This is a genomic window from Actinomycetota bacterium (assembly GCA_018334075.1).
Classification (GTDB): domain Bacteria; phylum Actinomycetota; class Coriobacteriia; order Anaerosomatales; family UBA912; genus JAGXSC01.
Genome location: JAGXSC010000058.1, coordinates 1 through 8875 on the forward strand (window position 1 = coordinate 1; position 8875 = coordinate 8875).

Consider the following 8875-nt stretch of genomic DNA (forward strand, 5'->3'; position numbering starts at 1 on the left):
CCAAGCCACAAAGCGCCTTCTCCGTCTTTGGCGCGGGTACCGGAACCACGTCGAGCACCGCGCGCAGAAACAGCGCTTCGGCAGCGATCGCATCATGCGTCGTGGCGAATGTGAAGGTCACAAAATCGCCTTCGGGGTTCACGACCGGGGATTGTCGCCGGACTCGATGCCGCCAAGCGCATCCCGCAGATAGCCGAGAAACGCCTCGGCCGCTCTCGTGCAGCTCCCGCGGGGCAATACCGCGAATAGCGGTCGGGTCGCCGGAAAGCCATCGGCTTCGACGAGAGCTATCGTGCCGAGCGCAAGGGCCTTCTCGGCGACGAAGCGGCTTACAACCGCGACACCCATGCCGCCTTCGACCGCGCTGACAATCGCCTCGCTGGTGCCAAGCTCGGTCACCACGTGCAGGTCGCCGGGGTCGATCGATGCCTCGCGCAAGACTTCCTCGGCCACCAGGCGCGTGCCCGACCCCTCCTCCCGCATGATAAACGGAGCTTCGGCAACGTCGGAAATCGATCTGCGGCCCATCGCGAGCGAGTGTCCTTTCGGGCAGATCACCACAAGGTCATCGGAGCCCATGCGCTCGAAAGCGACCTTCGCGTCGAGCAGCTCCGCGCCTGTCATGCCGAGATGAGCCTCACCGGAGGCCACAGCCTCGACCACACGGGCGGTGTCCGCGATCTGCAGGGATATCCCCACCTGCGGGTATTCCTCAAGGAACTCGGCGAGCAGTCCGGGCAAAATATACTGCCCCGGAGTGGTGCTAGCCGCCATGAGCAGACGGCCGGAGACGACGCCGGAAAGCCGACCGATCTCCTCTCGGGCGCGATCGACCTCCACGAGCGCTCTTTGGGCGTATGGCAACAGAACCCCGCCCGCCTCGGTAAGCTCAAGCTTGCGGTACTTGCGGTCCACCAGCGTGACGCCCAGATCGGCCTCGAGTGCCTGTATCTGCATGGTGACCGCCGGCTGCGAGAAGCCCATGGTACGGGCGGTCGCCGAGAAGGAGCCCTGCTCAACCAGGGTGACAAACGTGCGCAGATGAGTGATGTTCACGGTAAATCCTCCCGATCTTGGTTTTTACATTTTTCTATGCTACCTGGCAAAGCATTCGCGGTACAATCATTTAGGAAAATGAGAATGATTCTCACTTTCCGAGCGACAGGAGGTGCCACGCCCGTGCCTAATGACCTGCCATACGGAAGCGGCAGGATGTCAGCCGCCCGATCGCTTATCGCGGAAAAATTCGCTTCCTCTTCCGCCGCGTTTTCCGCTAAAGATTTGCGAAGCGCGCTTACCGCCGATGGCCACGACGTCGGACTGGCCACGATCTATCGCGCCTTGGCGGCGCTCGAGCGCTCAGGGTATGTGACCCGCGTCGGAGCGCTCGACGACTCGGCGGTTTACGCCCGATGTGAGGTGGAAGGCCACCATCATCATCTGGTTTGCACGAATTGCCGAGGAGTCGAACACACCGCCTGCCCAATTGAGGAAACTGCTTTCGAGGCGACATCGGTAGCTGGATCCACAGTTATCGCGCACGAAATCGAGTTGTATGGCGTATGCGCACAATGCAAGCAAGAGGGAGGAAGTTGTGTCTCACATACACATTCCTGATGGCGTGCTGCCTGTCTGGCTGTGGTTGATCGGCTGGATCGGAGCGGCAATTCTCGTGGGCGTGATGGGTCGGATAGCGCTGGCCGATGATTACAGGCGAAAGGTTCCGATGCTCGGGGTCATCGCCGCGCTGATGATGGTGGCGATGTCGAGCGAGATCATCCCTATCGCGTATCACATCAACTTGACAGTCTTGGGCGGCATACTGCTTGGCCCGGTTCTCTCACCGATCGCAGCGTTTATCGTTGTCACGACCTTGGCTCTGATCGGCCACGGCGGTGTCACCGTTATCGGGCTGAACACTATCGTGATCTTTTCGGAGATGCTTGTCGGCTGGATATTGTTTCGTGCCCTGATCGGTCTTTTCGGGAAGGGCCGCGCGTCTATCGCTGCGTTCGCCACGACGATTCCATCCCTTGCGCTGTCAACACTTTTGCTCGTCGGTATCGTGTGGCTAGGAGGCGGAGGCGATCTCACCGCGCGGGAAACCGGTGCGCTCGATCCTGGCAATATGAGGTTCGAGAACCCGTTTGGTGATGGCGTCTTCAAGCTAAAGCTTCTGGACGACGGTGCTCATGGCCACGATCAAGAACATGGACATGAGCATGAGCACGATCACGCGCACGATCATGCGCACGAGGAAGAGAAGACGCTGTCTGTCACAAGATTCGCGACAGTGGTCTTTACGCTGGGACCTATCGGCTGGTTGCTCGAAGGACTCATCATCGCGGCGATCATTGGCTTTATCGCCCAGGCAAGACCCTCGCTTGTCTTCGAGGGCGCCTTGTCAGGGGGGAGGCATTCGCCGCCCGGAGATGAAACTGGGCCACATAGGTGAACCTTGCCGCAATAGACTCCTCGGCAACAAAGGGTTCCTCGTGGCTGCATCACGCGGCGCCGCGCGCGAAGCTGGCGGCGTTTGCCCTTGTGTTATCCGCGGTGATCGTCAGTTGGAATGTACTGGTGTTGGCGGCGATAGGACTACTGCTGGCGGCGGTGATCGCAAGCACGCGGGTACCCGGTGGCCTGGCCTTCTCGCTATCGATGTATCCGGCGATTTTCGCCGCTGTCTTTGCGTTCTCGGCCGCTCCTGACGCGATAACTGGCGCGGCCATAATCCTGAAGGCGGTCGTAGCGGCACTGACCGCGGTGACTTTGATCCTCACAACCCCTTACCCGCAGGTTTTCGCTCCGCTGCAAAAAGTGATGCCGACCATCGTCGGCGACGCGATGCTGATGACCTACCGTTCGACCTTCCTGCTGCTGGGCAAGTTCGCAAACCTGCTCACGGCGGTCCGACTGCGCTCGGGTCTCTCAAACGGGCAGCCGGTGCGAAGCGCCAAGGCGATTACCCGGGCTCTAGGCGGACTGCTGCTCTACGCAATCGACCTGGCGCAAAGAGACCACGACATCATGCGGCTGCGCGGTTACGAAGGCAGGTTGCAGGTGACATCCTTGCAAGGACGCTCCTTTCATGCCGATATCGCGCTCGTTGCCGCGGCGTTTCTGCTTGTTAGCGCCGCCGTGGCCGCGCGCGCGTACGCCGATGTGTTCAACCCGTACAGCTGGATCGCGCCGATGGTCTCCCTTGTGATCCTGCTTGTCACGGCCGGGCTTTTCAGGAGAGTGCGATGATGCCCGAGGAGATAGTGCGAGTCAGCTGCGTCAAACACTCATACGAGGACGGCACCGAGGTTGATCTGTGCGGCCTGGATTTCGTGGCGCTGCGCGGCCAGCGAGTCGCGGTACTCGGCCCCAACGGCTCGGGAAAGACCACGCTGCTCTACCACATCCTGGGACTGCTGCGCGCGCAAGAAGGGGTTGTGCGGGTCTTTGGCGTGGATCCTTCGCGAGAGTGGAAGATGATACGCGAACGAATCGGGGTCGTGCTCCAAAACGTTGAGGAGCAGCTCCTGGCACCGACAGTATTTGACGATGTTGCCTTCTCGCCGAGGCAGTACGGCATGGCGGAAGAAGCGGTGCGGCGCCGTGTCATGGAAACCCTTGAGTTGCTCGGCATCGCACACTTGCGCGACAAGGTGCCGCATAATCTGTCCGGTGGCGAGAAGCGCAAAGTCGCACTGGCCGGAGCGCTTGTGATGCGGCCCGAGCTGCTTGTGATGGACGAGCCGTTTGAGGGGCTGGATCCGGCCTCGCGCGACAAAATGCTGGAGCTGATGCGCGTGCTGGCGCTAAACGAGGTGTCGATCGTGATGTCGACACACGATATTGACAGCGTTCCGCTGCTGGCCGATTTCGCCTACGTGCTGGCTCCCGGCGGTCGCATCGCCTTTACCGGCACTCCCGCCGAAGTGTTCAGCGAAGCGAACCTGCTTGCGGCCGGGAACATCAAGCCGCCTGTGCTCGCCGAGCTCTTCGCCCGCCTCGGCGAACGGTCGGGCGATCGGCCCGCTCCAGCGCTTTCGATCGAAGACGCCGCCGAATCCTTACTGAGATGGCGCAACACCTGACGCGAAGCGCGCCGCCCACTTGCCGGCCGCGTCGAAATCGGCGTCATTCGGGCTATACTTCACCGTAAACGGCTCGAACGGCAGCTCAAAGCCCATGGCGGCCAGCCTCTCCTCCATCTGCTTGCACGCACCGGGGCTCCAACCGTAAGAGCCGAATGTTCCTGCAACCTTGCCGACGGGCTTCAATCCAGCCAGATACTGTAAGTAGCCGGCGACATTGTGCAACATGCCATGGTGCATAGTCGGAGAGCCGAGAAGCAACCCGCGCGCGCTGTGCAACACGTGAGTGATATGCGCCTTGGGGGTGGACGCAAGGTCGAAAACATCGACTCCTACGCCTTCGGCGGCAAGTGCGTCGGCTATCCTGGCGGCCAGTGCCGAGGTAGAGCCCCACATCGTGGAGAAGGCCACAACGAACCTGTTTTCCACCCGCCCCGAGGTCAGTCGCGAATAGGCGTCAAGCGCGTAACCGAGTGCTTCACCGCGCCAGATGACACCGTGCGATGGGGCGACGACTTCGATCTTCCATTCTTTTGCGAGCACCTTTTCGACCGCCTTGGCCACCTGTGGACCTAACGGCATCAGTATGTTCGCGTAGTAGATGGCGAGCTCCTCGAGCGCCAGATCGCAGCCAACCTCATCGGCAAATCTCTCCGAGGTCGCCAGATGCTGTCCAAAAGCGTCGTTTGGAAGAAGTGTCGCGGACTCGGCGACATAGGTGAACATCGAATCGGGCCAGTGCACCATCGGCATCGGCAGGAAACGCAGCGTCTTGCCGCCGAGATCGATCACATCATCGGGTCCGACAGCTTCGATCGCGAGTCCGTCGTGATAGTCAGCTACCCCAGCGACGCCCGCTCGTGAGGCCACGACGCGCGCCTGGGGCATGGCTTCCATGACCCTGCGCAATCCACCGTTGTGATCAGGCTCGACATGATTGACGACAATCAGATCGACCTTCGCGGGATCGATAAGGTCGGACACCCTGGCCAGCAACTCGTCAACTAGCGGTTCCTTGACGGTATCGACAAGCGCTGTTTTCTCGGCGCCTTGCACGAGGTACGCATTGTATGTGGTGCCGCGCGGAGTTTCGTAGCCATGAAAGTCCCGCAAATTCCAGTCGATCGCTCCGACCCACGAGATACCCTCAGAAACGCGAACTGAACGCATTGACATCTGCCGCCTCCACTCTCACGCAATCATCTCAGGAACTTCGCTTGATGAAAAAGTCCGCCATCGACAACAAAAGTTCGCGGGCCTTGCTTGGCGAAAGGGCGTCCTTCAGGCTCACCTTCGCGTCGGATATCAACTTCAGCGCATACTTCTCGGCGAATTCTATAGATGCCGAGGAGCGCATAATGGCCACGGCCTCCTCCTTGGCGGCGCACTCCGAAACGCCGCCCGAGAGCAGCTCGAGCAGACGCTCACGCTCGACTGCGTGCTGGAGCGCGTGGACCGCCACCAGCGTGCGCTTGCCTTCGGTGATGTCGCTTCGGAAGTCTTTGCGGGTCGCCTCCTTCGTGCCTACGAGGTTGAGTACATCGTCTTGTATCTGGAAGGCGAGTCCAGCCGCCATGCCGAATTCACGCAGCACCTCGACTTGCTCGTCGGACGCCCCGCCTATGATCGCCCCTACAGCCAGAGGAACGCCGCCCGAGTAGTAGGCCGTCTTATGCTTGGCCATCAGCAGGTAATCGTCGATGGTAAGGTCGAAGCGGCCATCTCTGGCCCACCCTATATCGAGCGCCTGGCCTTCGATTGTCCGGGTCGTCATGGTTACGAGCTCCGCGAGTACCCTCAACTTAACAGCGTCGTCGAGGCCCTGGTCGGCAACCACGGTGCCGCAAACCAAGGAGAGCGCTAGGTCTCCTGCGTTGATCGCGATGCCATCGCCCTCGCAAACGTGCATGCACGGCTCGTCCCTGCGCGTCAGCGAGGAGTCCTCGATATCGTCGTGTATGAGCGCGGCGGTATGAAAGTGCTCGATCGCCGCCGCCGACGGCCAAGCAAGCTTGGGGTCTCCCCCCACGGCCTCGCAGGCGAGCAGGCATATCAGCGGACGATGTCGTTTTCCGGCGTTGGAAGTGAATTGCGCGACCGGATCGTACAGGTAGCGCTTCATGTCGGGATGGATACCGTCGGAAAAGAAAGTTGCAAGATAACGGTCAAACCTGGCAGCGTTACGCTTCAGGTAAAGCTCAAACCTGGTCATGGCCCTCCCCGCACAAGAAAGCAGCGTGTGTATTTACAAGCGGCCATAATATCACCAGTGATGTAAATGTTCATAGAAGCGTCCACGCCCAATAGCTTCCGCCTCCGTAAATCACGAGAAAAGCGATGTGCTTGACGATCAGCGCCCGGCGTTTCGCGCCAAGCTCTGAGGCGGGCGTGGTGGCCCTCCAGTAGAAAAGACGCAGGATCCCAGTCACGGTAACCACGAAAAGCGCGGCGAGCAACAGAAGCCAGATAACGGCGGCGGCTTGCGAAAGAGCCTCGGCGGCACTCGGCGGCACTCCGAGTGCCTGCCTGTTGAGAACCCACAACACCAGAACACACGCGGCCCATGTGCCGGTCGCCATGTCGTGGAGAAAGCTGTTGCTCACCCGCACATAGGTGTTGCCAAGCAGATTCATATTTTGGGCACCTCGCGCGTCATGCGCTCATTATACGTCACTACGATAGCCTTGCTCGACATAAACTCCCTCGGCGGTGAATCTTTTGCGAAATAGCAGCATCACGGCGGCCACGGAGCCCAGGGCGGTAGCCGCCGAAACCATGAGCATGACCACGATCTGATATCCAGTGGCGGCAAGGGGATCGACTCCCGCGAGTATCTGTCCCGACATCATTCCAGGGATGAACACTATTCCGGCCGCGGCCATCGCATTGATCGTCGGCATCAATCCCGCGCGCAACGCCGAGCGAACCACATCGCCCGCCGCTTCCCACGGCGTGGCTCCCAAGGCGAGCGAGGCTATGATCTCCTCGGCGCGCAGATCCATATCGGCAAAGAGGCGTTCGAGCGAGAGCGCGATCCCTGTCATTGAGTTTCCGAGAACCATCCCCGCGATAGGGATGACGTATCTAGGCATGTACCAGGGTTCCACCTGAACAATAAGGCCGGTAACCGCGAATGTGACGGTAAATCCCGAAAGCGCCATCGCCACCACCGACGAGCCTAGAACGCCGCGCGGGGCGCCGGGAGTGCGCTGGGCGATCAGCTGAGCGGCCGCGGCCACCATCACCACCAACACGAGAAGCACCAGCCAGGGAGTATCGACATCAAGCACCCACTGCAAGACAAGCCCCAGTAAAGCGAGTTGCAAGTAAGTTCGAAGTGTGGCGATCATCAGCTCGCGTTCTAATTTCAGGGAAAGCCTGATTGAGATCACTCCGACTAGAACCACCAGGCCCGTAGCGAGAAGCAGTTGCGGCAGGCCGATGGGGATCACCTGTGCGGAGGCGGCATCCGGCATCTAGGGGGTCACCTCCGTCAGTGCTCCTTGCTGAAGCCTGAGACGGCGCGCCGGAGTCAAGTGCGAGCCAAAATGGCACACCCTGAGGACGGCGCCGCCCTCGGTCAGGAAGCGCGCGATTACTTGCGAGACCAACTCGGCGCTTTCCGCGTCGAGGTTGGCGTCCGGCTCGTCGAGCAGGAGCACATCGGGGCATGTCAGGGAGGAGCGCAACAGGGCGATCCGCGCGGCCTGACCGACGGAGAGGCGAGCTGCCTCTTGCTGAAGCGCAACCTCGTGAAGCCCGACGCTGTCGAGAGCGAGACGAAGCTCCGAGTCGGAAGGGGGTGCCTGGGCGGCGCGAACCTTGAGCTTCCAGGCGTGCAGAAGGTTGTCACTCACGGAGCCGGAGCGTATCACCGTTTTTTGCGACACAAGCGAGACGCGGCTTCGCCAGAGCGTGGGCGCGATGCGCTCCGCTGGCGTCCCGTCCAAAAAGAGCGCCCCTTCGCAACCGGGAAGCAAGCGGGCCAACGCGCGAAGAAGTGTGGACTTGCCAGAACCGCTCGCACCCATGACATCGACAAGCTCTCCGCGGGCCACGGTGAGAGAGACGCCATCGAGCAAGGGTGGGCCGCTCGAGCCTGGGATGCGAAACGTCAGCTCCTCGGCGGAAAGCGGCGACACGACGCTACCAGGACTCGTAGTGGACAAACGCCGGTTCGAAACGGGCGGCGGGCTCTTTTTGCTCGGCGGGGTACCCGATCGCGATGACGGCCATCGGCAGCACCGAGTCGGGCAGTCCAAGAAGATCGGCGAGCGGTTCGGAGCGCTCAGTGTGCGGATAGAAGCCGAGCCAGACCGCCCCCAGGCCGATCGTGTGCGCGGCCAGCAAGATGTTTTGGGTGGCGGCCGCACAGTCTTGCTGCCACATCTCGGGATGACGAAGGCCTCTCGTCTCCCCGCATACCACTATGGCCAAAGGCGCTTCCGGGAGCATCTTGGCGTACGGGCTTGTCTCGGCGATTTGCTCGCGCAAAGCCCTGTCGGTAATCACCATGAAGCGCCAGGGCTGTTGATTCCCGGCGGATGGTGCGGCCATCGCCGCGGTGAGGAGCACCTGGACTTTCTCGGCCTCGACCGGCTTTTCGGTGTAGCGCCTGATCGATCTGCGAGTCGCCATACACACCAATGCGTCCATGATCCGACCTCCTACGTGCGTTTCGCGCTCAACTTTGGCGGCTCGATGATTTCGCTGCTTGGCGGAGGCGCGTGCGAATCGAACACACCCGGGACGCTCTTCACGCCCCACTACGGTTTTGAAGACCGCGG

General features: G+C 61.0%; 11 protein-coding genes. 4 read left to right on the plus strand and 7 right to left on the minus strand.

Annotation, left to right across the window (positions count from 1 at the left end; translation table 11 throughout):
- Positions 1-138: 138 nt before the first annotated feature.
- Positions 139-1056: a LysR family transcriptional regulator gene (locus tag KGZ89_07790; protein MBS3974749.1), complete on the minus strand. Its 918-nt coding sequence runs from the start codon at positions 1054-1056 to the stop codon at positions 139-141.
- Positions 1057-1140: 84 nt separating this feature from the next.
- Between KGZ89_07790 and KGZ89_07795 the strand changes: the two genes are divergently transcribed.
- The 4 genes from KGZ89_07795 to KGZ89_07810 are packed head-to-tail and all read left to right on the plus strand — an operon-like array spanning position 1141 to position 4088.
- Positions 1141-1617 carry a transcriptional repressor gene (locus KGZ89_07795; GenBank protein ID MBS3974750.1) on the plus strand — a complete coding sequence of 159 codons (477 nt, stop codon included), beginning with the start codon at positions 1141-1143 and terminating at the stop codon, positions 1615-1617.
- Entirely contained in the window at positions 1595-2455 is an 861-nt protein-coding gene (locus KGZ89_07800) for an energy-coupling factor ABC transporter permease (protein MBS3974751.1), read from the plus strand. Before KGZ89_07795 ends, KGZ89_07800 begins: the two co-directional genes overlap by 23 nt.
- Complete coding sequence (locus KGZ89_07805; GenBank protein ID MBS3974752.1) at positions 2452-3252, plus strand: hypothetical protein; 801 nt, start codon at positions 2452-2454, stop codon at positions 3250-3252. Before KGZ89_07800 ends, KGZ89_07805 begins: the two co-directional genes overlap by 4 nt.
- The gene (locus KGZ89_07810; GenBank protein MBS3974753.1) at positions 3252-4088 is read left to right on the plus strand and encodes an ABC transporter ATP-binding protein; all 837 of its coding nucleotides are present in this window, start codon (positions 3252-3254) and stop codon (positions 4086-4088) included. Before KGZ89_07805 ends, KGZ89_07810 begins: the two co-directional genes overlap by 1 nt.
- Here the strand turns inward: KGZ89_07810 and KGZ89_07815 are convergent.
- The 6 genes from KGZ89_07815 to KGZ89_07840 form a co-directional block, all read right to left on the minus strand.
- Positions 4065-5264, minus strand: coding sequence for an FprA family A-type flavoprotein (locus KGZ89_07815; protein ID MBS3974754.1), 1200 nt, complete (start codon positions 5262-5264; stop codon positions 4065-4067). The two genes, KGZ89_07810 and KGZ89_07815, sit on opposite strands and share 24 nt — an antisense overlap.
- 28 nt (positions 5265-5292) lie before the next feature.
- Entirely contained in the window at positions 5293-6300 is a 1008-nt protein-coding gene (locus KGZ89_07820; GenBank protein MBS3974755.1) for a polyprenyl synthetase family protein, read from the minus strand.
- A gap of 70 nt (positions 6301-6370) precedes the next feature.
- Positions 6371-6721: a hypothetical protein gene (locus KGZ89_07825; GenBank protein MBS3974756.1), complete on the minus strand. Its 351-nt coding sequence runs from the start codon at positions 6719-6721 to the stop codon at positions 6371-6373.
- Positions 6722-6751: 30 nt separating this feature from the next.
- Complete coding sequence (gene fetB, locus KGZ89_07830) at positions 6752-7564, minus strand: iron export ABC transporter permease subunit FetB (GenBank protein MBS3974757.1); 813 nt, start codon at positions 7562-7564, stop codon at positions 6752-6754.
- Complete coding sequence (locus KGZ89_07835; GenBank protein MBS3974758.1) at positions 7565-8230, minus strand: ATP-binding cassette domain-containing protein; 666 nt, start codon at positions 8228-8230, stop codon at positions 7565-7567.
- Between the two features lie 4 nt (positions 8231-8234).
- Complete coding sequence (locus KGZ89_07840; protein ID MBS3974759.1) at positions 8235-8744, minus strand: nitroreductase family protein; 510 nt, start codon at positions 8742-8744, stop codon at positions 8235-8237.
- Positions 8745-8875: the final 131 nt, after the last annotated feature.